Genomic DNA, 23576 nt, shown 5'->3' with positions numbered 1-23576 from the left:
GTCGGTCTCCTCAGGCGGCGGGTCGGGTGGTGCGCTTCTCGATGCGCTTCTCGGGATTGGGGTTGTGCACGATGCGGTGCACATAGATCCCGGGCAGGTGGATGCTGTCGGGATCGAGCCGGCCGACCTCGACGATCTGCTCCACCTCCACCACCGTGACCTTGCCCGCCATCGCGCAGGCCGGATTGAAGTTGCGCGCGGTGCGGCGGAACACCAGGTTGCCGCTCTTGTCGGCGATGTGCGCCTTGACCAGCGCCACATCCGGATTGAGCGCCCGCTCCATCACGTACTGATGGCCATCGAATTCGCGGATCTCCTTGCCCTCCGCGACCATCGTGCCCACGCCGGTGCGGGTGAAGAAGGCCGGGATGCCGGCACCGCCGGCGCGCAGCTTCTCGGCCAGCGTGCCCTGCGGCGTGAATTCCAGCTGCAGCTCTCCCGCCAGGTACTGGCGCTCGAATTCCTTGTTCTCGCCGACGTAGCTCGAGATCATCTTGCTGATCTGCCGCGTCTGGAGCAGTTGGCCCAGGCCGAAGCCGTCCACGCCCGCGTTGTTGCTGATGACGGTCAAGCCCTTGACGCCGCTGTCGCGCAGCGCGGCGATCAGTGCCTCGGGAATGCCGCACAGGCCGAAGCCGCCGACCGCCAGCAACTGGCCGTCCTTCACGATGCCGTCCAATGCCGCATCGGCACTGGGGAAAAGCTTGTTCATCCGATGTCTCCTGCTTGCCGTGCGATCCACGGGGTTCAGAACCAGCCGACGATTCTGCTACGTAAGACATTAGGTATCGCTACGTAGAATTGATTAAGCATCATCCCCGCCACCGCCCCTCGAAGGAAGCCCGATGACCCTGCCCCTGGACGAACTGCGTGCGCAGATCCCCAAGATCTTCGCCCCCTGGATCGTCGCGCTCGGCCTGGAGCCGGTCCATGCGGAGGACGGTCTGCTGCGCCTGACGATGCCGGTGGCGCCCGATCTGGTGCATGTGGGCGGCGTGATGTGCGGCCAGGCCTCGATGGCCGCGGCCGACACGGCCATGGTGCTGCTGATGATGCGCGAGCTCGGTGAGTTCCGCCCGATGACCACGGTGCAGCTGCAATCGACCTTCATCCGCCCGGTCTCCGGCACGCGCTGCACGATCGAGGCCCGCCTGCTGCGCCGCGGCAGGAACCTGGCGTTCGGGCAGATCGACCTGCTCGACGAGCAGGGCCGGCTCGCGGTGCAGTCCACCACGACCTACGCGCTGCTGTGACGCGCGGACCGACCGTCCCCATGAGCCTCGACTACCGCACCGCCTTCGACCAGGCCCCGATCGGGCTGGTCCTGTCCGAGAACCGCCTGATCAAGGACTGCAACCGTCTGGTGCTGGAGATCTTCGGCGCGCAGCGCGAGCAGCTGATCGAGCACAGCTTCGCGCTGCTGTATCCGAGCCCGGTCGAGTTCGAACGCACCGGCGAGCGCATCGTCGCCAGCCTCGATGCCTCCGGCTACTACGCCGACGAGCGCGTGATGAAGCGCGTCGGCGGGCCGCGCGCGGGCGAGCTGTTCTGGTGCCATGTCTCGGGCCGCGCGCTCGACCCGGCGCGGCCCCATGCCAGCGGCATCTGGAGCTTCGAGGACCTGTCGGCCACGCGCCAGCTCAAGGCCGACCTGACCGCGCGCGAGCGCGAGATCGCCGCGCTGCTCATCGAGGGCCTGACCAGCAAGCTGATCGGCAAGCGGCTGGGCGTGAGCCCGCGCACCGTCGACGTCTACCGCGCGCGGCTGATGAAGAAGTACGGCGCGGCCAGCACGCCCGACCTGGTGCACCGGCTGCTCGTGTCCTGAAGCGTGCTGTGACAAATTCCCGGGCCAGCCCTGGCGCCGGGAAGGCCGATGGACAGGACCATCGCGCAAGACGTGACCCCGGATGTGCGATTTCATCGGTGATTTGCGGGGCAACCCGGGGATGCGGGCCGGATTTCTCGCGCACAATACGCGCCGTCCGGCTCGTGCCGGGCCTTAACTTGCAGAGTCAACGAATGAACAAGACCGAACTGATCGAACACCTGGCTTCCAAGCACGAACTGACCAAGGCCGAAGCCGGCCGCATCCTGGAAACGCTGCTGGACGCCGTGGTCACCACGGTGAAGAAGGGCGGCGCCGTCTCCATCCCCGGCTTCGGCTCCTTCAAGCAACACGCCCGCGCCGCGCGCACCGGCGTGAACCCCAGCACCGGCGACAAGATCAAGATCGCCGCCGCCAAGCTGCCGAAGTTCACCCCGGGCGCCGGCTTCAAGGCCGCCGTGGACCCCAAGGCCGCCGCTCGCAAGGCTGCCGCCAAGCCGGCCGCCAAGCCCGCCAAGAAGGCCGCCAAGAAGTAATCCACTTCTGGCATGCGCCGATCGCCGGAGCCCTCCGGCGATCCCGAACAAACCCGGCCCATGCCGGGTTTGTTTTTTTGCTTCTACAGTGCTGTCCATGTCCGCCGCCGCGCCCGCCCTCCGCGTGCTGTCGCTCATCCCGCCGATGACGCAGCTCAACACGCCCTACCCGTCCACCGCGTACCTGACGGGTTTCCTGCGCTCGCGCGGCATTCCCGCGGCGCAGCGCGACCTGGCGCTGGCGCTGGTGCTCAAGCTCTTCTCGCGCGACGGCCTGAGGCGCGTGCGCGCCGCGGTGCAGGCGATCCCGCTGCCCGACCGCGGCATCGCCTCGCGCCACTTCGACGAAGGCTTCGACCGCTACCTGGCCACGATCACGCCGGTGATCGCCTTCCTGCAGGGCCGCGATCCGACGCTGGCGCACCGTATCAACACGCGCACCTTCCTGCCCGAGGGCAGCCGCTTCCAGACCCTGGACGTCTACGTGTCCGAGGAGGGCGAGGATCCGCTCGCCTGGGCCTTCGGCGCGCTGGGCCTGCAGGACCGCGCGCGGCACCTGGCCACGCTCTACCTGAACGACCTGGCCGACGTGCTGCGCGAATCGGTCGATCCGCGCTTCGAGTTCGTCCGTTACGCCGAGCAGCTGGCGACCAGCCAGCCGACCTTCGACCCGCTGCGCGAGGCGCTGGACGCGCCGCCCAACCTCGTCGACGAGCTGCTGCGCGAGCTGACGCTGGCCGCCATCGATGCCGAGCGGCCCGACGTGGTGCTGCTCTCGGTGCCCTTCCCCGGCGCGGTCTACGCGGCGCTGCGCATCGGGCAGACGATCCGGCGCGAGCGGCCGGGCATCAAGATCCTGCTCGGCGGCGGCTTCGTCAACACCGAGCTGCGCGAGCTCGCCGAGCCCCGACTCTTCGACTACGTCGACTTCGTGACGCTGGACGCCGGCGAGCGCCCGCTGCTGGCGCTGCTCGAGCACATCGCCGGCCGGCGCGGCCAGCAGCGCCTGGTGCGCTGCTTCGTCCGCGAGGACGGCGGCGAGCTGGCGGGCCAGGTCCGCTACATCAACTTCGTCGAGCCCGACGTGCCCTTCGAGGACGTGGGCACGCCGACCTGGGACGGCCTGCCGCTGCACGACTACCTGTCGCTGCTGGACATGCTCAACCCGATGAACCGGCTGTGGAGCGACGGCCGCTGGAACAAGCTGACCATCGCGCATGGCTGCTACTGGAAGAAGTGCAGCTTCTGCGACATCACGCTGGACTACATCTCCCGCTACGAGGCGGCCTCGGCCAAGACGCTGGTGGACCGCATCGAGGCGATCGTGGCGGAGACCGGCCAGACCGGCTTCCACTTCGTCGACGAGGCCGCGCCGCCCAAGGTGCTCAAGGCGCTGGCGCAGGAGCTCATCGCGCGCCAGGTGTCCATCAGCTGGTGGGGCAACGTGCGCTTCGAGAAGACCTTCACCCCCGAGCTCTGCCAGTTGCTCGCCGACAGCGGCTGCATCGCGATCAGCGGCGGGCTGGAGGTGGCCTCGGACCGGCTGCTGCAGCTGATGCAGAAGGGCGTGTCGGTCGAGCAGGTGGCGCGGGTGACGCGCGCCTTCACCGAGTCCGGCATCCTGGTGCACGCCTACCTGATGTACGGCTTCCCGACGCAGACGGTGCAGGACACCGTCGATGCGCTCGAGTACGTGCGCCAGCTCTTCGAGAACGGCTGCATTCAGAGCGGCTTCTTCCACCGCTTCGCCTGCACCGTGCATTCGCCGGTGGGCCAGGACCCGGCCGCATTCGGCGTGCGGCTGCTGCCGCTGCCGCCCTCCCCGTTCGCGAAGAACGACGTCGGCTTCATCGATCCCACCGGCACCGACCACGACGCGATGGGCGACGCGCTGAAGAAGGCGCTCTACAACTTCATGCACGGCCTCGGGCTGGAGCAGGACGTGCGGCGCTGGTTCAGCGTGCGCGTGCCCAAGCCCAAGGTGCCCAAGCACTTCATCGCGCAGGCGCTGGGCACCTGACCGGCCGCCGCGATCGCGGTCGCCGCCGCGCTAGCGCAGGCCCGCGGGCGCGACCAGCGTCGCGCCGGGCAGCGTCGAGGCCGGCGCCGCCGCGTTGGGATCGGGCAGGCGCACCGGGCGGACGTCCAGCCGGACGTCGAGCAGCGTGACGTCGTGCGCGTTGCCGTCGGCATCGATCCAGCCCTGCGTGTCCGCGCCGCGATAGAGCCGGAAGACGAAGCCGGTGCGGTCGCGCGGCTCGGTGGCGCCAGGCCGGATGCGCGCAGCCATCGCGCGCACCTCGTTGGCCGGCGACTGCAGCAGCTCGCTCATCGCCTGCACGATGCGGTTGTCGCCGAGGATGTCCGGCTGGAAGGTATCGACCGGGCCGCGCGACGGCATCGGCTGCCCCAGCGCCAACGCGCGGATCGGCACCGGCGCGCCAGCGGCGGTCTTGCGGGCCGCCGGGCTGGTGACGCCGCTGCGCAGGTCGTGGCGGTCGCCGTTGTCGAGGTAGCTGAGCCGCGCGCCGCGGAGGTTGAACATGCCCAGCGTCGGATCGCTGCGCGCGTCGCGCAGGTCCACCAGCAGCGCGCCGCGTCCCCCGATGACGTCGATGCGGTCGCCGCGCACGACGGCGGCGCTGTTCTCCTCCACGCCCAGCCCGAAGCGGTAGCCCTTGGCCATCATCAGCGGCAGCATGCGACCGATGCGACCGCGCTTGAGGAAGTGCTGGTCGACGAAAAGCTCGTCGCCGACAAAGCCCAGGCCGCGGTCGATCTCCTGGCCCTCGCGCAGCGTGCCGCGCATCACCTCCATGACGTTGAGCGCGTCGCGGAACATCACGCGGCTCATGATCGCCGCGCCGGCGCTGGTGCCAGCCACGACGCCGCCACGGCGGTAGACCTCCCAGATCGCGTCGAGCATCTCGGTGCGGCGGCCGCCGGGCTGCAGCGTGTCGACGATGAAGCCCTGCGCGCCACCGGAGAAGAACACGGCATTGGACGCGCGGATCTTGCCGATCAGGGCCGGGTCGTTGAGGTTGCGCTGCAGGTCGACGCCCTCGAGCCGCGGCGCGACCGGGATGTGCTCGGCCTGCGCGCCGTGGCGCTTGAGCGCGTCGATGATCAGGCGGGCGGAGAGTTCCGGATTGGCCGCGGCGGTGGCGAGCACGGCGAAGCGCGCCTGGCCGGGGCCGCCGGCCTCGTCGACGATGCGCTGCCAGACGGCGTCGTTGTCCATGCGCAGCGCGCCGCCGATGACGATGGCGGTCTGGGCCGAAGAGGCACCGGCGCCGAGCAGCGCCGCCAGGGCGACCAGCGCGCGCAGCCGGATCGAGATCAGGCGGAAGGCATCCATGCCGCCCATCTTCCATATCGCTCGCCGGATGGGAAGCAGGCTGGACCTTCAACCTGGGGGGACGCGGGGATGTTTCACGGACGCGTCAGGTGGCGGCCGCCGCGATTCGCGCGGGACGCCGCGCGTCAGCGGGCGGCGTCGCGCCGGGCCGCGCGTGACCGGCGCGCCTTGCGCAGGCGGTAGATCAGCAGCGGCACGAACACCGCCAGGCCGATGACGAGCAGCGGCATGGCGCCGCCGCCCTGGCCAGGCTGCCGGAGTTCCCGCAGCAGGCCCATCAACTGGCCGAAGCCGCGCGTGATCAGCCAGAGGAAGAAGAGCGTGACCAGCGCCGAGAGCACGAGGCCGAAGAGGGTGCGTTTCATGGAACCCGCGATGCTACGCGCTCCCGGCGGCGCCGGCGGTGGGCGGCGTCGCGTCGGTCGGAGCGCCAAGCTGCACGTCGCGCAGGATCAGCGTGCCGAGCGAGAGCTCGATGGCCAGGCCGTCGTCGCGCACCTGGACGCGCAGCCGCAGCCGCGCACTGCCGCGGCCTGCACGCAGTTCGCGCTCCCCGACCCGGAGCCGCAGGTCCGCCAGGGCGACGTCGTCGAGCGACAGGCTCAGGCCGCGGCCCACGGCGGCGCTGTCCAGCAGCGCGGTGTTGCGGCCTTCGGCGCGGCCGACCAGGCGGACCTGCAACGGCCCCAGGTCGATCACGCCGTCGCCCGGACGCAGCTCGCCGCGCATCGCGGTGCGGGCGAACAGGGTGCGCGCCTGGGCGGTGAAGCCACCGGCGGCGCGCGGACCGCTGCGCGCCATCTGCGCCAGCATCGATTCCAGGAAAGGTCGCAGCGAGACCTGCCCGCGGTCGGTGGTCCAGTGGCCCAGCAGCGCACTGCGCTGCTCGTAGCGGACGCCGGCCTGGGCCGGCGTCGCGAATTGCAGCAGATACGTCCGCCCGCCGGGCGCATCGACGTACAGCCCCATCCGGCTGATGCCCATGCGGGAGTCCGGACCGATGTGCTCGACGCTGGCCTGGTTGAAGTCGACCTCGCCGGCGGAGACCGGCACCGTGACGCGGGCGTCGAACAGCAAGGCGGCATCGGTGATCACCGCATGCACCGCGCCGTCCAGGTGCTCGAGGGGCTCCAGCCGCCAGCGTTCCGCGCGCCCGGCCGACGCCACCGCCTGCTGCACCTCGGCCGGCGCCTCGGGAAGCGGCAGGTGGGCCTGGAGGCTCAGCGTCGACAGCTCGAGCTCCGCGGCGGTGCCGCTGGGCAGGCTGCCGCCGCCGGGCCACGCCAGGGCGGCATCGCGGAGCCGGAGCCGCGCGATGTCGACGCTCCCGCCGGGCCATTCCAGCCGGGCGGGACCGAATTCGGCGGACGGGAGCCGCCAGGGCATCGGCGTGGAGGGACGGTCCTGCATGGGGGCAATGCGTGGGCGTCGATGGGCCGGCGCGCGCTCGCGCCACATCGACCCACGGAGCAAGGCTGGTGCCCGGGCATTCATGGGCCTCCCCGCGTCTCCGTGGGCCTCGATGGACGTCACCCCACCTCGCCGCACGCCGCACGCCGCACGCCGCACGCCGCGCGCAGCGGCCTACGACAGAGCCTCCATCAGGGAGGCGAGGTCATACGGCTTGCGCAGCACGGTGAAGCCTTCCTCGCGCGCCCGCTCGGCGATGTCGCTGTAGCCCGTCACCAGCACGGTGCGGATCGCGGGAAAGCGGACCTTCACGATCCGCACCAGTTCGACGCCGTCCATGGCGCCCGGCATCACGATGTCGGAGACGAGGCAGTCCGCGGCGAAACCGCCGTCCAGCAGCGCCAGCGCCTGAGGCGCGTCCTCCACCACCCGCACCGCCAGCCCTTCGGCCGAGAGCAGCTGGCTGGAGGCATCCCGCACGTCGGCGTTGTCCTCCACGATCAGCACGACCTTGCCCTCCAGCGGCGGCCGCTCGACGGCGGCGGCGTCCAGCCGGCCGTTCGCCGTGGCCGCTGTCGCCGTCGTCGCCGGGAAGACCATGGTCACCGTGGTGCCGCGCCCGACTTCGCTGTCCACCTGCACCGTCCCGCCGCTGCCGGTCACGAATGCGTGGACCTGCGCCAACCCCAGGCCCGTGCCATGGCCGCGGACCTTCGTGGTGAAGAAGGGCTCGAAGACCTTGCCGAGGATCTCCGGCTTGATGCCCTCGCCTTCGTCGGTGACCTCGATCGCGATCGCCTGCGGATGGTCCGGCGTGGACGCATGCCGGGCGTGGATGCGCAGCCGGCCGCCCAGGTTCATGGCGTCGCAGGCGTTCGTCGCCAGGTTGGTCACCGCGATCTCGAGCTCGAGCGGATCCAGCGCGACCCGCGGCAGGCCCTCCTCCGCGCTGAGATGGAGCTGGCAGTGCGCGCCGACCAGCGAGCGCAGCGCGTCCTCCATCTCGGCCAGCACCGGGGCGACCTCCAGCGGACGCGGCTGGTTGCGTCGCCGGCCGGACAGCAGCGTCAGCTGCCGGGTCAGCGCCTCGGCCTTCTTGACGCTGCGGCGCATCACCTGGACGTCGCCCTCGACCGATTCGCCGGCGCGTCGCCGGATGATGGCCAGGCGGCCGGTGAGCACCTGCAGGATGTTGTTGAGGTCATGCGCCAGGCTGGCGCCCAGGCGCCCCACCGCGTCCAGCTTCTGCGCGCGGGCGAGCTGGGCCTCCGCCGTCTCGCGCTTCTGGACCTGCGCCTGCAGCTGCTCGGTGCGATGCTGCAGCGTCAGGTAGGCGTCGGTCAGGCGCTTCTGCACCGCGCGGAAATGCACCGCGACCACGCCCAGCATCACCGAGTTCGCCAGCAGGCCTTCGGCCCGGGCCATGTACCAGGCGATCGTGTAGCGCTGCCCGCTGTGGGTGCTCAGCCAGACGCCGGCGCCTTCCGCGACCAGCACGAAGGCCAGCCACGCGTAGATGGCCCGGCCGAACAGCCCGCGGCGCCAGATCAGCAGCACCGCGACCGCGGCCGCGCCGACGCTGAGGTAGGCGCCGACGCGGCTCACCGGACTTAGGAGCAGGCGCTGGCCGTCCGACCGCAAGGCGCCGAAGTCGGTGAGCTGCGAACTGACCGCCAACGCGCCGGCGGCCAGCAAGGCGACCAGCAGCGGCCAGGCACTCGGCCGGCGCCCGATGGGGCCGACGGCGTCCGTCTCCGCCAGGATCGCCCAGACCACGAACAGGCCGAAGCCCGCGCGCCAGCCGACGAACAGCCAACTGACCGCATGGGGGGAGCCGAACACCGCGCGATCCGCAAAAAGCGCGCCGGGGAAGGTCAGCACATGAAGGACCGCCATCAAGCTCGCGAACAGGTAGGCCGAGGCCACGATGACATGGGAGCGGTGCGGCCGCGGCGTCGAGATCAGCAGCCAGAAGGTGGCCAGGTCGATCATCGCGGTGGCGGCGCCATAGATGCCGCTGATGTGGGCCAGCGGCGGCCAGGGCCGCGCCGCCCAGGGCGCCACCGCCGCCACCGAGATCAGCACCAGCGCGCAAAGCAGGGCCACGGCCCAGCGCTGCGCCGGACTGGCCTGCTCCTGCACGAACCCGCGGTATGGCATCGCCTCTCCCTCGCGTCGACCTGCACCCGTTCATCCGCCAAGCCGGCTCGGCGACACGCCGCGCGCCGCGGGGCGTGCCTCCCGAAGGAGCTCGCAACCCGCGCAGGAGCAGGCGGGGTGCCCGCCTCCATCGGCCCGCGATTCTCGGCCCTGGCGTGCAAATGCACCGCCCCGCACCGTCTTGTTGCGCGCGCGTGAAGTTCCACGCCACACCGTCACGGATTCCTCACGTGGCCCGTTCCTATACTCGCCGCCCACAACACCGCGGAGGCCGTGCCTCGGACTTCCGCCTGCGCATTGCTTTCGAGGGAGGATCCCATGGTCTCGACGAGACACCAGAACGCCGCCATCCTGGCGGCCGTTGCCATCCTGGTCGCCGCTTGCGGCGGTGGCGGCGGCGAGGCCGGCGCCCCGCTGACCGGCACCAACAACCCGCCGACGGCCGGCACGCCCAGTACACCGAGTACGCCCGGCACGCCGACCGGCGGGACCGCCACCGCGCCCACCTTCCAGACGCAGCCGGCCAACGCCAGCGTGCTGACCGACGCCACCGCCAGCTTCACGGTGACCGCGTCCGGCAGCGACCTCGTCTACCAATGGAAGCGCAACGGCGCCGACATCGCCGGCGCGACCTCCACGAGCTACACGACGCCGCCGGCCACCTACGCCAACCACGGCGACCGCTACACGGTGGTGGTGTCCAACAAGGGCGGCAGCGTCACCAGCAACGCCGCGCAGCTGACGCTCAAGCTCAGCGCCAACCAGCAGGCCTTCGAAAGCACCATCCTCAGCCCGCAGCCGGGCAACTTCAACCTGCTGTGGTCGCTGCGGCTCAGCGGCCCGCAGGTGAGTGGCTCCAACTTCCTGATGTCCGATTTCGGCCAGCTCGCGCTGTCGCCGCTGACGAACGGCCCGCAGACCTATCGCCAGAGCGATCCGACCTCGCTCTCCCCCAAGCTCGCGCTGTTCTCGCCAACGGGCACGCGCGTGCTCAAGGACGGCGCCGTGCGGGTGGTGCCGTCCACCGGCGGCGCCCAGCGCGCGAGTTATGTCGGCAGCGACGTGCGCATGGACATCCTGGCCAACGACAACACGACGGTGGCGTACTCGACGATCCGCAGCGAGTACCAGGCCGTGGCGCTGACCGGCACGCTGGGCAGCGCGCCGGACGAGTTCAAGCACTTCTACAACGCGGTGTTCGCCAACTCCGGCGTGCTCGACAGCACCGCCATGTTCGCCGCCGGCGCCGGCTACCTGAAGTACACGCAGAAGACCGCTGGCGACCGCTACGACGTCTTCGACTGCCGCGGCATCACGGCCGGGCCGGCCGTGTCCTCCTGCGTCGACGGCAGCACGCTGACGGACGTGTTGAGCGCGGGCTTCACCTCCAACAGCGATGGCCGCACCTACCACCTGGCCGACGGCGAGATCCGGACCGTCGGCGGCGTGCCGATCTGGGTCGCGTCGTCGCCGCGTCCGCAGTCGAGCACGCTGAGCGCGACGGTCCAGTACCGCATCTACTTCGAACTGGGTGGCAACGTCTACACCGGCTCGATGATCAAGGACGGCACGCTGCTGGGCGCCGGCTCGTGGGTGTCGAACCCCGCGGGCGCCACGCTCGTCGACCAGTTGACCTTCCTCACGTACCAGGTCCGCCTCAACCAGGCCGCGCGCGACAGCCTGAAGGCCGCGGTGAAGATCTGACGAAGGATCCGGCGCGCGGGCCGGACTAGGCCGGCCTCAGCCGAGGCCGAGCTCGGTCTGGATGCGCGCCACCGCCGCCTTGAGCTGCTCGACCTCGGCGCGCAGCGCGGCGAGTTCCTCGTCGCGCGCGCCGCCGGACGACCACGATGACGACGACGCGCCCGACGACGCACCGCCGCCCACCGGGATCTCCGGCGCTCCGCTGAGCAGGTGGGCCCAGCGCGCCTCGCGCGCGCCGGGGGCCTTGGGCAGCTTCAGCGCCAGCGCCGGCTCGCGCGTCGCCAGCTCCTCCAGGAAGCCCTCCACCGACGAGACATCGGCGAAGCGGTGCAGCCGCTCGCAGTTGATCCGCAGCTCCGCCGAGGTCTGCGGCCCGCGCAGCATCAGCACCGCCAGCAGCGCCTCGGCCTGGCCGGGGATGCCGTACACCCGCTTCATGTTGTGCTCGAAGCGCGCCACGCGGCTGCCGCTCACGCTGTTCACCAGGCTCATCGCCTTGAGCTCGTCCAGGGCCGCGGCCACGTCGGACTCGCCCGCGTTCATCACCGGATCGCGCGCCGTCTTCTGGTTCACGCCCAGCGTCAGGCTGTTCAGCGACATCGGATAGCTGTCCGGCACCGTGGACGCCTTCTCCACCAGCACCGCCAGCACGCGCGCCTCGAGCGCGCTCAGTTCTCTCACCGCCATCGGCTCGCTTCTTTCAGTTCTCTCGGTCTTGTCGGTCCGGCCCGTCCGGCTCAGACGCCGAAGCCGTCGTCGGCCTGGATGATCGCGCCATTGATGAAGCGACTCTCCTTGGCGCACAGCATCAGCAGCGTCGTGTCCAGGTCTTGCGGCGTGCCCACGCGCTTGCGGGGCAGCAGCTCCACCAGCTTGCGGCCCTGCTCGGTCTGCCAGTGGTGGTGGTTGATCTCGGTGTCGATGTAGCCGGGGCAGATCGCGTTGACGTTGATGTCGAACTTGCCCCACTCCAGCGCCATCGCGCGCGTCATGTGCACCACCGCCGCCTTGCTCATCGCATACACGCCGATCTGCGACAGCACCCGCAGGCCCGCCATCGACGCGATGTTGACGATGCGGCCGCCGGTGTAGGTGCCCGGCGCGGCGCCGCGCGCGCGGGCCAGCATCCGCTTGCCGACCTCCTGCGCGACGAAGAACGCGCCGCGCACGTTGGTGTCCATCACGAAGTCGTAGTCCTCCGGCGTCACGTCCACCAGCTTCTGGGTCGTGCTCACGCCGGAGTTGTTGATCAGGATGTCGAGCGTGCCGACCTCGGTCTCCGCGCGGGCGACCGCGGCCTTGATGCTGTCGATGTCGGTGACGTCCAGCTGCACCACGTGCGCGTCGCCGCCGCCGGCCTCGATCTCGGCGCGCAGCGCCTTGAGCCGCTCCACGCGCCGCGCCGCCAGCACCACGCAGGCGCCCGACTTGGCCAAGGTTCTCGCGAACTGCGCGCCCAAGCCGCTGGACGCGCCCGTGACGAGGGCCACGCGGCCCTCCAGATCGATGCTGTAGCTCATGGCAAGGTCTCTCGCAAAACTTCTCGTGTGACCGGACAAGGTGCCGGGCACGATAGCACGCGGGCCGCGCCGCGCCGACCTCAGCCCGCCATCACGGTCTGGATCTCGGTCGTCACCTGCGTCATCAGCTTGTGGACCGGGCACTTCTCGGCGACGGCGAGCAGTTGCTGGCGCTGCTCGTCCGTCAGGTCGCCGACGAAGGTGAGCGTGGCCTTGAGCTTGTACAGACCCTGCCGCTCCTGGGAGCCGTCGCGCTCGACCTCCACCAGCACGTCCTCCAGCGGCAGGCCCTTGCGCTGCGCATACCAGAGCACCGTCAGCGCCTTGCAGGTGCCCAGCGCCGAGTCGTAGAGCTCATGCGGATCCGGGCCGGCGTCCTCGCCGCCGCCGGACACCGGCTGGTCGGCAGTGAACTGGTGGTCGCGGATGCGCACCGTCTGCCGCATCGGGCCGGTCCTGTCGCGTTGGATGTGGATGGTCATGAGGTCCTCTGCTCACCATGGAGGCAGGCATGGTACGGCGCCCGCCTCGCGCGCAGGACCCCCATTCGGGTCGGCGCGACCGGACATCGCGCTGTCGACGTCCCTCTCTAGTTCACAAAAAGCACGACCGTTCTTTTTTTTGATCGCGCGGCTAGAATGCGCCGCAACCCGCCCCAGCCAGACCGCGAGCCGGCCCCCGCCCGCCGACCGCGCGGTCGCGGCCAGGCCTCTTACTAGAACGAGCAAGGATGACCATGACCTCCGAAGAACTTGTTGCCCAGTACGGTCCCCGCGACAGCATGGACTACGACGTGGTGGTCGTCGGCGGTGGTCCCGCGGGCCTGGCCACGGCGATCCGGCTCAAGCAGATCGCGGCCGAAAAGGGCCAGGAGATCTCGGTCGTCGTGCTGGAGAAGGGCTCGGAGGCCGGCGCCCACATCCTGTCGGGCGCGGTCATGGACCCCAAGGCCCTCACCGAGCTGTTCCCCAACTGGAAGGAACTGGGCGCCCCGCTGAACCAGCCCGTCACCGGCGACCAGGTGCTGTTCCTGAGCGAGTCCGGCCACACCGACACGCCGCAGTTCCTGATCCCGGGCTGCTTCCACAACGGGGGCAACTACGTCATCTCGCTGGGCAACGTCACCAAGTGGCTGGCGCAGCAGGCCGAGGCGCTGGGCGTGGAGATCTTCGCCGGCTTCGCCGCCGCCGAGGTCGTCTACGACGAGCAGGGGCGCGTCAAGGGCGTGGCCACCGGCAACGTCGGCCTGGGCAAGGACGGCCAGCCGCATGAGGGCTTCCAGCTCGGCATGGAGCTGCATGGCAAGTACACGATCTTCGCGGAGGGCGCGCGCGGCCACCTGGGCAAGCAGCTGATCACGAAGTTCCAGCTCGACGCCGGCAAGGATCCGCAGACCTACGGCATCGGCATCAAGGAGCTGTGGGAAGTGCCGGCCGACAAGGCGCAGCCGGGCCTGGTGGTGCACACCGCCGGCTGGCCGATGGACAGCGAGACCTACGGCGGCGGCTTCCTGTACCACCTCGAGGGCAACAAGGTGACGCTGGGCTTCGTGGTCGGACTCGACTACAAGAATCCGTGGCTGTCGCCCTTCGAGGAAATGCAGCGCTGGAAGACGCACCCGGCGATCCGCAAACACATCGAAGGCGGCAAGCGCCTGGGTTATGGCGCGCGCGCGATCACCGCGGGCGGTCTGCTGAGCCTGCCCAAGCAGGTCTTCCCGGGCGGTGCGCTGGTGGGCGACGACGCCGGCTACCTGAACGCCGCGCGCATCAAGGGCAGCCATGCCGCGATCAAGTCCGGGATGATGTGCGCCGACGCGATCGCCGAGGCGCTCGCCGCGGGGCGCTCGCTGGACGAGCTCAGCGCCTACCCGGCCACCTTCGAGCGCAGCTGGCTGCGCGAGGAACTCGATCAATCGCGCAACTTCAAGACCTGGTTCAAGAAGGGCAACACCGTTGGCACGCTGATGACCGGCATCGAGCAATGGCTGCTGCCCAAGATCGGCATCAAGAGCCCGCCGTGGACGCTGCATCGCGACAAGCCTGATCATGCCTACCTGCGCCCGGCGTCGGAGATGCCGAAGATCGAGTATCCGAAGCCCGACGGCAAGCTGACCTTCGACCGGCTGTCGTCGGTGTTCGTGTCCAACACGAACCATGAGGAGAACCAGCCCGCGCACCTGACGCTGAAGAACGACAGCGTGCCGGTGGACGTCAACCTGGCCAAGTACGCCGGCCCGGAAAGCCGCTACTGCCCGGCCGGCGTGTACGAGTTCGTCGGCGACGCCGGCGCGCAGCGCCTGCAGATCAACGCGCAGAACTGCGTGCACTGCAAGACCTGCGACATCAAGGACCCGACGCAGAACATCGTCTGGGTCACGCCGGAAGGCGGCGGCGGGCCGAACTACGTGAGCATGTGAACCAAGCGATCAGCGCGGCGTGAGTTCGCGCACCCAGCGCGCCAGCATCTGCTCCTCGAGCGAGCCATGGTGCTCCTGGTGCGCGAGGATCCGCGCCCGCTCGTCGGCGGTGCGGTTCTGGCTGAGTTTGGCCTTCATCGTCCAGCGCTCGACCGGGATGCGGAAACCCACGATCGCGCCCAGCAGCTTGCGTTGGAAGTCCGCTGGCAGACCGCGCCACTGCGCGGCGTAATCGGGCTCCTGCGTCGCGATCAGGCGCTTGAGCAGCGCATCCTTGCCGGCCTCGTCGTCGATGACCTGCACGCCGCCATGGACCTGCAGGGTCAGGTAGTTCCAGGTCGGCACCGACAGCGGCGTGTCGTAGTGGCTGGGCGAGATGTACGCGCCAGGCCCGTTGAACTGCACCAGCACCTCGCCGATCTCGCCGGACATCAGCGCCGCCACATGCGGGTTCGCGCGCGCGAGGTGGCCCTCGAGCCACCAGCCCTCGCCGGTCGACGCCTGGCCCGTCGCGCTGCTCGACGCCTCGCTCGGCGCGCCCCAGATCATCGGCACCGGTGTCGCCGACAGGCCGTGCGTGGGATCGATCAGCATCAGCGTGGCCAACGGATGCTCCTGGATCATCAACCGCGCGTGCGAGAGATCCGGCAGGTCGAAATGCTTGGGCATGTACATGCGACCCACTGTAGGCCACATCGGGCCAAGCATGCCGGCCCTGAATGCGAAAACCCCCGCAACTTGCGCTGCGGGGGTTTCACATCTGGTTGGCGGAGACGGAGGGATTCGAACCCTCGATGCAGGTTTTGCCCGCATACTCCCTTAGCAGGGGAGCACCTTCGGCCACTCGGTCACGTCTCCAACCGGAGAAGCAGCGACTATAGCATGGCTTTCCTGGCCCTCAACCGAAACTCCGGTTGAATCGCCGTGCGACCGGCGCTCAGGCCTCGACTTCCTGGTCCAGATCGAACGCGCGATGCAGCGCGCGCACGGCCAGTTCCATGTACTTCTCGTCGATGACGACGGAGGTCTTGATCTCACTGGTCGTGATCATCTGGATGTTGATGCCCTCTTCCGACAGCGAGCGGAACATCTTCGACGCCACGCCCACATGCGAGCGCATGCCGATGCCGACGATGGACACCTTGCAGATGCGCTGGTCGCCGATCACCTTGGCGGCCTGCACCGCCGGGCCCACGGTCTTCTCCAGCAGCTCCATCGCGCGCTGGTAGTCGTTGCGGTGCACGGTGAAGGAGAAGTCGGTCTTCCCGTCCTGCGACACGTTCTGGATGATGACGTCGACATCGATGTTGGCGTCGGCCACCGGGCCCAGGATCTGGAACGCGATGCCGGGCTTGTCCGGCACGCCCAGCAGCGTCACCTTGGCCTCGTCGCGGTTGAATGCAATGCCGGAGACGACGGCTTGTTCCATTTGTTCGTCCTCTTCAAAAGTGATCAGGGTGCCGGACTTGGCTTCCTCGTTGATGTCGATGTCCCACGGCGTGAAGCTGCTCAGCACGCGCATCGGCACGCGGTACTTGCCGGCGAATTCCACCGAGCGGATCTGCAGCACCTTGGAGCCGAGCGACGCCATCTCCAGCATCTCCTCGAAGCTGATGGTGCTCATGCGCCGGGCTTCCGGCACGACGCGCGGATCGGTGGTGTAGACGCCGTCGACGTCGGTGTAGATCAGGCATTCGTCGGCCTTGATCGCCGCCGCGATCGCCACCGCCGACGTGTCCGAGCCGCCGCGACCCAGCGTCGTGATGTTGCGGTCCTCGTCCACGCCCTGGAAGCCGGTGATCACGACGACCTTGCCGGCATCCAGGTCGGCCTTGACCTTCGCGTCGTCGATGCTCTCGATGCGGGCCTTGGTGTACGAGTTGTCGGTCGACACGCCGACCTGCCAGCCGGTGTAGCTGACCGCGTCCATGCCCTCGGCCTGCAGCGCGATGGCCAGCAGGCCCACCGAGACCTGCTCGCCGGTGGAGGCGATCATGTCGAGCTCGCGCATCAGCGACGGCGAAGAACTGCCGGGCGACAGTTCCTTGGCCAGGCCGAGCAGGCGGTTGGTCTCGCCGCTCATCGCCGAGGGGACCACCACCATCTGGTGGCCGGCCCGCGCCCATTTGGCGACGCGCTTGGCGACATTGCGGATACGGTCGGTCGACCCCATCGAGGTGCCGCCGTACTTGTGAACGATCAATGCCATGGGAGTGTCAGAGACTGCTGGTGGGACGCCCTGGCGGCGTCCGCGTTAGCGCGGGAAGGAGGTGCACCGCGACCACAGCGGGCGATTCTAAGACGCGCCCTTGCCCGCAACGTCGCTGCCCATGCGTGATCCGCATGCATCCGGCACCCATCGCAGCGTCATTTGTGCTTCGCCGGCGTCCGAACGCCAGCGCGCATCCAGGCCCAGGCCGGGCACGAAGAGCAGACGTCCGTCGACGTAGACCAGGGGCCCTTCCCTCTGGACAGCGGGGATTCCCGCGCTCTGCCAGCATTTCTTCAGCGCCCGCGCCAGGCCCTTGGGATGCGACTGGAACTGCTCGCCGCCTTCGCGCCGGCGCAACTCGACATTGCTGAGCGCAGAAAGCGCGACGCCCCCCGTGGTCACGGGTTCGACATCGAATGCGCCGCCCCACGACGGGATCGGGTGGCGGCCGGCGCGCGCGAGGTCGAGGCGCTCGCGCGGTGCGCAAGGGCTCATGGCGATGCCCAGTCCGATGAGCGACGCCGGCAACGCCTCCGCGGGCGCGGGAGGCGGCGTCTTCGAGCGGGCCTGCACGAAGAAGCGGCCGCGATAGAGGTGCAGTTCAACACCGCCCACGGCCCCCGCAGCGCTCGGAGCGCCCAGTGGCCATCGCGCCACCGTGGCAACGGGCGCTTCGTCGAGGAGCCGTCGGATCAGCGTGGCCGGTGCCGCCCGTCCGGTGACGCGATGCAGCCAGGCCCGCAGCGCGTTGGCCGCGCGCGCCGGGCTGAGGGACGTCAGCATCGCCTGCGCGAGGCCGCTCGCATCGGCCCATTGCGCGAGATCATCCTCGGCCACCTCGCGCTGGAGTTCAGCCGCTTCCTGCGCCCATCCGGCCGCGCGCGCCAATGCGGTTTCCGCGCCCGCGCCCTGCGCCATCAGCGCCGGCCAGAGGGTCTGGCGCAGCCGGTTGCGCGCGAAGCGTGGATCGCCATTGCTGTTGTCGTCGACGAAGCTCAGCTTGTGCTCGTGGACATAAGCCTCGATCGCTTCCCGCGGATGGTCCAGCCAGGGGCGAGCCCAGCAGACACCGTCGCGCCACTGCGCGCGCGGCATCGAGGACAGGCCCGCGACACCGGCGCCGCGCAGGGCCTGCAACAGGAAGGTTTCGGCTTGATCGCGGCGGTGGTGCGCCAGCAGCAGCAGGTCGGCGCCGGCGGCCAGGGCCTGGCGCTGCAGCGCCTCGTAGCGGCCGGCACGGGCCCATGCCTCGGTGCTGTCGCCAGGCGCCGGCGCATCCGTCAGGCGCTCATGGACGAACTCCACCGGCAGCCCTTGCGCAGCCCACTCGGTCACCTGCTCGCGCAGCTGCGCGAGCCACGCGTCCGCGTGGGCGCTCAGGCCGTGATGGATGTGCAGCGCCACCACGCGGACACCGAATGAACGGGCGGCGCTGGCGGTGGCATGGAGGAGCGCCGTCGAGTCGCGGCCGCCGCTGCAGGCGACCGCGATCACGCGGCGTGGTGCCGGATCGCCGAGGGTGGCGGATCCGGCGGGATCAGCGGCTCTTGGTGTCGCTGAATCGACCATAGGCCTGCAGGCGCTCGTAGCGGCGCTCCAGCAGATCCTTGGTCTTCAGGTCGGAGACCTGGCGCAGCGCATCACCAAGGGCGCGCTTCAGGTTCGAAGCCATCTGCTTCGGATCGCGGTGCGCGCCGCCGACCGGCTCGTTGACGATCTTGTCGATCAGGCCCAGGGCCTTGAGGCGATGCGCGGTGATGCCCAGGGCCTCGGCGGCCTCGGACGCGCGCGCGGCGGTCTTCCAGAGGATGGACGCGCAGCCTTCGGGCGAGATCACCGAGTAGGCGGAGAACTGCAGCATCAGCACCTGGTCGGCCACGCCGATGGCCAGCGCGCCGCCGGAGCCGCCCTCGCCGATCACCGTCGCGACGATGGGCACTTCCAGTTGGGCCATCTCGAAGATGTTGCGACCGATCGCCTCGGACTGCCCGCGTTCCTCGGCACCGATGCCGGGGTATGCGCCCATCGTGTCGATGAAGGTGAAGACCGGCAGGCCGAACTTCTCGGCCAGCTTCATCAGGCGCAGCGCCTTGCGATAGCCCTCCGGGCGCGGCATGCCGAAGTTGCGCAGCGTGCGCTCCTTGGCGTCGGCGCCGCGCTGGTGGCCGATGACCATGCAGGCCTGGCCATTGAAGCGTGCCAGGCCGCCGACGATCGCGGCGTCATCCGCGAAATGGCGGTCGCCGTGCAGCTCCTGGAATTCGGTGAAGACTTCGGCGCAGTAGTCCAGCGTCTGCGGACGTTGCGGATGGCGAGCCACTTGATAGACCTGCCACGGCAGGACATTCGCGTAGATGTCCTTCGTCAGCTGGTGGCTCTTCTTGCCCAGGCGGTCGATCTCCTCGGAGATGTCCACCGCGGACTCGCTCTGCACGTAGCGGAGTTCGTCGATCTTGGTTTCGAGCTCGGCGATGGGCTGCTCGAATTCGAGGAAGTGTTTCTTGCTCATTCTCAGTAATCCACGGGTAGCGGATCGAGGCTCCGCCAAATGTACCATGTGGCCACCGAGCGATACGGGGCCCAACCTTCGCCCAGTTCACGGGCCTCGGCCCGCGACACCGGCTCGTCGCTGAAGTAATGCTGGCTGATGCCTTTCAGCAATCCCAGGTCGTCCAGCGGCAGCACGTTCGGGCGCATCAGGTGGAAGATCAGGAACATCTCGGCCGTCCAGCGGCCGATGCCGCGGATCGCGACCAGTTCCTCGATGATGGCTTCGTCCTCCATCTGCGCCCATTGGCGCACATGGACCTGGCCCGACTCGAAATGCTGCGCCAGGTCGCTGAGGTACTCGACCTTGCGCACCGACAGGCCGACTTCGCGCAGCGCCGCCTTCTCCAGGCCCAGCACCTCGGTCGGCTTGATGCGGTTGGACGGCCCCGAGGTCAGCTCGGCGAACTTGTCCCACACGCTCTGCGCGGCCTTCACCGAAATCTGCTGACCGACGATCGAACGCGCCAGCGTGGTGAACGCGTCGCCGCGGCTCTGCAGCCGCGCTTCGCCGAATTGCGGGATCAACTTCTTCATCACCCGGTCGCGCTTGACCAGGTGTCTGCAGGCCTCGTCCCAGTAGTCCGGGGTCACCCCGGCGGTCGCCACACGCGCCATCAGGCCTGCTCTCCCACCTTCGACGCGCGAACCCAGGTCGTGCCGGTGGCGGAATCCTTCAGCTCGATGCCCTGATCGAGCAGCGCCTTGCGGATGCGGTCGGCCTCGGCGAAGTCACGGCCCGCCTTGGCCGCGGCGCGCGCGGCGATCTGCGCCTCGATCGCGCCTTCGTCCAGGCCGGCGCCGGCCTGCAGGAAGGCCTTGGGCGACTGCTGCAGCACGCCCAGCACGCCGCCGAGCGCCTTGAGCAGCCCGGCATCCTGCGCGGAGCGGTCGCGATTGACCTGGTTGGCCAGTTCGAACAGCACGGCCAGCGCGCCCGGCGTGTTGAAGTCGTCGTCCATCGCGGCCTTGAAGGCCGCCGCCGGCCCCTGCGTCCAGTCGATCGCCACGTCCGCCGGCGCCACCGCGTCCAGCGCGGTGTAGAGCCGGCGCAGCGCGGTGCGCGCGTCGTCCAGGCTGACGTCGCTGAAGTTGAACGGGCTGCGGTACTGCGTGCGCAGCATGAAGAAGCGGATCGACTCGCCGTCGAACTTCTCCAGCACTTCCTGGATGGTGAAGAAGTTGCCCAAACTCTTGGACATCTTCTCGCCGTCGATGTTCAGGAAGCCGTTGTGCATCCAGAGGTTGACGAAGGGATGGCCGAAGGCGCCCTCGCTCTGCGCGATCTCGTTCTCATGGTGCGGGAACTGCAGGTCCATGCCGCCGCCGTGGATGTCGAAGCGCTCGCCCAGCAGCGCGCAGCTCATCGCCGAGCACTCGATGTGCCAGCCGGGACGGCCTTCGCCCCAGGGGCTGGCCCACTTGGCCTCGGCCGGCTCGTCGGGCTTGGCCGACTTCCAGAGCACGAAGTCCAGCGGGTCGCGCTTGCCGTCGTCGACCGCGACGCGCTCGCCGGCGCGCAGCTGGTCCGGCGACTTGCCGCTGAGCTTGCCGTAGCCCTCGAACTTGCGCACCGCGTAGTTCACGTCGCCGCCGTCGGCGTGGTAAGCCAAGCCCTTGGCCTCGAGCTTGCCGATGATGTCCAGCATCTGCGGGACGTAGTCGGTGGCGCGCGGCTCGTGCGTCGGCGTGGCGATGCCCAGCGCCGCGAAGTCGCGGTGCATGGCCGCGATCATCTCGTCGGTCAGCTGGCGGATCGTGATGCCGCGCTCGAGCGCGCGGCGGATGATCTTGTCCTCGATGTCGGTGATGTTGCGCACGAAGGTGACGTCGTAGCCGCTGGCGGACAGCCAGCGATAGACGACGTCGAAGGCGAGGTTCATCCGCGCATGCCCCATGTGGCACAGGTCGTAGACGGTGATGCCGCAGACGTACAGGCGGACCTTGCCCGGCTCGATCGGTTGGAAGGGCTGCAGCTGGCGGGTCAGCGTGTTGTAGATGCGCAAGGAAGACATACGTATGTCGCGCCGGGCCAGCGACGGGTCGCTGGGCGTCGGCGCATTCGACGGTGCGGTGCGGGTGGGGCGGAGGGCCGGCCGGGGGACGAGCGGGAGACGAAAGCTCGCTCTAGAATGCCTGGCAGTATAGCGGCCCGACTTTATGCCAAGACTCCCCGCCCTGTTCCGAGCCTGCTGCGTCGCCCTGGCGATGACCGGCGCGACCCTGACGCACGCCGCCGTGCTCGACGAGGCCCAGGCCCAGTGGGCCGCCGGCAAGCGCGAGCAGGCCATCCAGACCGCCGAAGCCGGCCTCAAGACCACGCCCGACGACCCCCGCCTGCGCTTCGCGCTCGGCACCATGCTGCTGGAGACCCAGCAGCTGGAGCGGGCCCGTGTGATCTTCACCCGGCTGACCGAGGACTTCCCCGATCTCGCCGATCCCTACAACAACCTGGCCGTCATCCATGCGGCGCGCGGCGAGTACGAGGCGGCGCGCCAGGCATTGACCCGCGCGCTGGACCTGCAGCCGGACCATGCGCAGGCGCAGGAAAACATGGGCGACGTGCTCATGCGCCTGGCCCAGCAATCGTATGAACGCGCGCTCAAGCAGGCGCTGGGCGACGACACCGCGCTGAAGGTCAAGCTGCAGCGCGTCACCGCGTTCAACAACGCCAAGGGCGCCCAGCAGCGATGATCGGCGAGGGCGCGCCGACCGCGCGCCACGCCCGCACACCGCCGCCCGTCACCTCCCTCCACCCCCACCGACACGAGGACCATGAGGACATCCCCACTCCTGCTCGCCGCCGGCGCCGCCGTGCTGAGCCTGGCGGCATCGCTCGCCCAGGCGCAGGTCGTCAAGCTGAACACCAGCGTCGGCGACATCAAGATCACGCTGGACGCCGAGAAGGCGCCCAAGACCGTCGCCAATTTCCTCGCCTACGTGAAGGCCGGCCATTACAACGGCGTGATCTTCCATCGCGTCATCGGCGACTTCATGATCCAGACCGGCGGCTACACGCCCGACCTGAAGCAGCGCCCGACCAAGGCGCCGATTCCGCTGGAGGCCGGCAACGGCCTGATGAACATCCGCGGCAGCGTCGCGATGGCGCGGACCAACGATCCGAACTCCGCGACCTCGCAGTTCTTCATCAACGTCGTCGACAACCCGGCCCTGGACCCCGGCTTCGCCGCCGACGGCCGCGGCTATGCGGTCTTCGGCTACGTATCCGAGGGCATGGAGGTCGTCGACAAGATCCGGGCCGTGCCGACCGCGCCGTCGCCCAAGAATCCGGCGTTCCAGAACCTGCCCGGCACGCCCATCCTCATCCACAAGGCCACCGTCGAGAAATAAGGAGTCACCGACATGAGCAAGAAAGTCGAACTGCACACCAACCAGGGTCTGATCACCCTCGAGCTGGATGACGCCAAGGCCCCCAAGACCGTCGAGAACTTCCTGGCCTACGTGGCCAAGGGCCATTACGACGGCACCATCTTCCATCGCGTCATCAAGGGCTTCATGGCCCAGGGCGGCGGCTTCGAGGAAGGCATGAAGCAGAAGCCCACCGACGCCCCGATCCAGAACGAGGCCAACAACGGCCTGAAGAACGACAAGTACACCGTGGCGATGGCGCGCACCAATGCGCCGCACTCGGCCAGCGCGCAGTTCTTCATCAACACCGTCGACAACGACTTCCTGAACTTCAAGAGCGAAAGCCCGTCGGGCTGGGGCTACGCGGTGTTCGGCAAGGTCGTCGGCGGCCAGGACGTCGTGGACAAGATCGAGAAGGTCAAGACCAGCCGTTCAGGCTTCCACGACGACGTGCCGGTCGACGCGGTCATCATCGAGCGCGCCGTCGCGGTCGAGTGAGTCGCGGTTCCGCCG

The 23576-nt window shown here is 69.3% G+C and carries 23 protein-coding genes and 1 tRNA gene; 9 read left to right on the top strand and 15 right to left on the bottom strand.

The genetic code is table 11. The features are described from left to right. Nucleotides 1-10: 10 nt before the first annotated feature. The gene (locus BM393_RS21130; RefSeq protein WP_091732374.1) at nucleotides 11-712 is read right to left on the bottom strand and encodes a CoA transferase subunit A; all 702 of its coding nucleotides are present in this window, start codon (nucleotides 710-712) and stop codon (nucleotides 11-13) included. Nucleotides 713-845: 133 nt separating this feature from the next. On the opposite strand from BM393_RS21130, the gene BM393_RS21125 reads away from it, so the two are divergent. The 4 genes from BM393_RS21125 to BM393_RS21110 all read left to right on the top strand — a co-directional run bounded on the left by BM393_RS21125 (nucleotide 846) and on the right by BM393_RS21110 (nucleotide 4384). Next, entirely contained in the window at nucleotides 846-1253 is a 408-nt protein-coding gene (locus tag BM393_RS21125; RefSeq protein ID WP_254783547.1) for a PaaI family thioesterase, read from the top strand. A gap of 20 nt (nucleotides 1254-1273) precedes the next feature. Next, complete coding sequence (locus BM393_RS21120; RefSeq protein WP_091732371.1) at nucleotides 1274-1828, top strand: LuxR C-terminal-related transcriptional regulator; 555 nt, start codon at nucleotides 1274-1276, stop codon at nucleotides 1826-1828. 194 nt (nucleotides 1829-2022) lie between these two features. Continuing rightward, the gene (locus tag BM393_RS21115) at nucleotides 2023-2364 is read left to right on the top strand and encodes an HU family DNA-binding protein (protein ID WP_091732368.1); all 342 of its coding nucleotides are present in this window, start codon (nucleotides 2023-2025) and stop codon (nucleotides 2362-2364) included. Nucleotides 2365-2461: 97 nt separating this feature from the next. Then, nucleotides 2462-4384 carry a radical SAM protein gene (locus tag BM393_RS21110; RefSeq protein ID WP_091733790.1) on the top strand — a complete coding sequence of 641 codons (1923 nt, stop codon included), beginning with the start codon at nucleotides 2462-2464 and terminating at the stop codon, nucleotides 4382-4384. A 30-nt stretch (nucleotides 4385-4414) separates the two neighbouring features. Here the strand turns inward: BM393_RS21110 and BM393_RS21105 are convergent, their stop codons facing one another. The 4 genes from BM393_RS21105 to BM393_RS21090 form a co-directional block, all read right to left on the bottom strand. After that, nucleotides 4415-5722, bottom strand: a complete 1308-nt coding sequence (locus tag BM393_RS21105; protein WP_175538454.1) for a cyanophycinase — start codon at nucleotides 5720-5722, stop codon at nucleotides 4415-4417. 125 nt (nucleotides 5723-5847) lie between these two features. After that, nucleotides 5848-6087: a hypothetical protein gene (locus tag BM393_RS21100; protein ID WP_091732360.1), complete on the bottom strand. Its 240-nt coding sequence runs from the start codon at nucleotides 6085-6087 to the stop codon at nucleotides 5848-5850. A 13-nt stretch (nucleotides 6088-6100) separates the two neighbouring features. Next, a complete protein-coding gene (locus BM393_RS21095; protein ID WP_091732357.1) occupies nucleotides 6101-7132 on the bottom strand; it encodes a hypothetical protein in 1032 nt (343 codons plus the stop codon). Nucleotides 7133-7306: 174 nt separating this feature from the next. Then, complete coding sequence (locus tag BM393_RS21090; protein ID WP_091732353.1) at nucleotides 7307-9292, bottom strand: ATP-binding protein; 1986 nt, start codon at nucleotides 9290-9292, stop codon at nucleotides 7307-7309. A gap of 318 nt (nucleotides 9293-9610) precedes the next feature. Between BM393_RS21090 and BM393_RS21085 the strand changes: the two genes are divergently transcribed. After that, nucleotides 9611-10996 carry a hypothetical protein gene (locus BM393_RS21085; protein WP_091732350.1) on the top strand — a complete coding sequence of 462 codons (1386 nt, stop codon included), beginning with the start codon at nucleotides 9611-9613 and terminating at the stop codon, nucleotides 10994-10996. 36 nt (nucleotides 10997-11032) lie between these two features. Here the strand turns inward: BM393_RS21085 and BM393_RS21080 are convergent, their stop codons facing one another. From BM393_RS21080 to BM393_RS21070, 3 genes are all read right to left on the bottom strand, one after another. Beyond that, on the bottom strand, nucleotides 11033-11683 hold the full coding sequence (locus BM393_RS21080) for a YceH family protein (protein ID WP_091732346.1): 651 nt from the start codon (nucleotides 11681-11683) through the stop codon (nucleotides 11033-11035). A 50-nt stretch (nucleotides 11684-11733) separates the two neighbouring features. After that, nucleotides 11734-12516, bottom strand: coding sequence for an SDR family oxidoreductase (locus BM393_RS21075; RefSeq protein WP_091732344.1), 783 nt, complete (start codon nucleotides 12514-12516; stop codon nucleotides 11734-11736). An 80-nt stretch (nucleotides 12517-12596) separates the two neighbouring features. Further along, nucleotides 12597-12998 carry an OsmC family protein gene (locus tag BM393_RS21070; RefSeq protein WP_091732340.1) on the bottom strand — a complete coding sequence of 134 codons (402 nt, stop codon included), beginning with the start codon at nucleotides 12996-12998 and terminating at the stop codon, nucleotides 12597-12599. 254 nt (nucleotides 12999-13252) lie between these two features. Here BM393_RS21070 and BM393_RS21065 point away from each other — a divergent pair, with 254 nt between their 5' ends. Beyond that, on the top strand, nucleotides 13253-14935 hold the full coding sequence (locus tag BM393_RS21065; RefSeq protein WP_091733789.1) for an electron transfer flavoprotein-ubiquinone oxidoreductase: 1683 nt from the start codon (nucleotides 13253-13255) through the stop codon (nucleotides 14933-14935). A gap of 9 nt (nucleotides 14936-14944) precedes the next feature. On the opposite strand, the gene BM393_RS21060 is transcribed toward BM393_RS21065, so the two are convergent. The 7 genes from BM393_RS21060 to cysS form a co-directional block, all read right to left on the bottom strand. Then, nucleotides 14945-15610, bottom strand: coding sequence for an FMN-binding negative transcriptional regulator (locus BM393_RS21060; protein ID WP_175538453.1), 666 nt, complete (start codon nucleotides 15608-15610; stop codon nucleotides 14945-14947). Nucleotides 15611-15700: 90 nt separating this feature from the next. After that, nucleotides 15701-15793: transfer RNA gene (locus BM393_RS21055), tRNA-Ser, on the bottom strand. A gap of 79 nt (nucleotides 15794-15872) precedes the next feature. Continuing rightward, on the bottom strand, nucleotides 15873-17144 hold the full coding sequence (locus tag BM393_RS21050; RefSeq protein WP_091732334.1) for an aspartate kinase: 1272 nt from the start codon (nucleotides 17142-17144) through the stop codon (nucleotides 15873-15875). Between the two features lie 87 nt (nucleotides 17145-17231). Then, complete coding sequence (gene tilS, locus BM393_RS21045; RefSeq protein WP_254783546.1) at nucleotides 17232-18641, bottom strand: tRNA lysidine(34) synthetase TilS; 1410 nt, start codon at nucleotides 18639-18641, stop codon at nucleotides 17232-17234. A gap of 43 nt (nucleotides 18642-18684) precedes the next feature. Further along, a complete protein-coding gene (locus BM393_RS21040; RefSeq protein ID WP_091732330.1) occupies nucleotides 18685-19656 on the bottom strand; it encodes an acetyl-CoA carboxylase carboxyltransferase subunit alpha in 972 nt (323 codons plus the stop codon). A gap of 2 nt (nucleotides 19657-19658) precedes the next feature. Next, a complete protein-coding gene (locus BM393_RS21035; RefSeq protein ID WP_091732327.1) occupies nucleotides 19659-20312 on the bottom strand; it encodes a DNA-3-methyladenine glycosylase in 654 nt (217 codons plus the stop codon). Next, entirely contained in the window at nucleotides 20312-21709 is a 1398-nt protein-coding gene (cysS, locus tag BM393_RS21030; protein WP_091732324.1) for a cysteine--tRNA ligase, read from the bottom strand. The genes BM393_RS21035 and cysS overlap by 1 nt, the downstream gene beginning before the upstream one ends. 193 nt (nucleotides 21710-21902) lie before the next feature. On the opposite strand from cysS, the gene BM393_RS21025 reads away from it, so the two are divergent. The 3 genes from BM393_RS21025 to BM393_RS21015 all read left to right on the top strand — a co-directional run bounded on the left by BM393_RS21025 (nucleotide 21903) and on the right by BM393_RS21015 (nucleotide 23561). Further along, nucleotides 21903-22388, top strand: a complete 486-nt coding sequence (locus BM393_RS21025; RefSeq protein WP_175538452.1) for a tetratricopeptide repeat protein — start codon at nucleotides 21903-21905, stop codon at nucleotides 22386-22388. 81 nt (nucleotides 22389-22469) lie between these two features. Next, a complete protein-coding gene (locus BM393_RS21020; protein ID WP_091732320.1) occupies nucleotides 22470-23045 on the top strand; it encodes a peptidylprolyl isomerase in 576 nt (191 codons plus the stop codon). A 12-nt stretch (nucleotides 23046-23057) separates the two neighbouring features. Then, the gene (locus tag BM393_RS21015) at nucleotides 23058-23561 is read left to right on the top strand and encodes a peptidylprolyl isomerase (protein ID WP_091732316.1); all 504 of its coding nucleotides are present in this window, start codon (nucleotides 23058-23060) and stop codon (nucleotides 23559-23561) included. The last annotated feature ends 15 nt before the right edge of the window (nucleotides 23562-23576 follow it).

It is taken from the genome of Mitsuaria sp. PDC51 (genome assembly GCF_900113225.1).
Taxonomy (GTDB): Bacteria; Pseudomonadota; Gammaproteobacteria; order Burkholderiales; family Burkholderiaceae_C; genus Roseateles.
The sequence above is the reverse complement of the archived record's forward strand: the minus strand, read 5'-3'. Positions and strand labels throughout refer to the sequence as shown.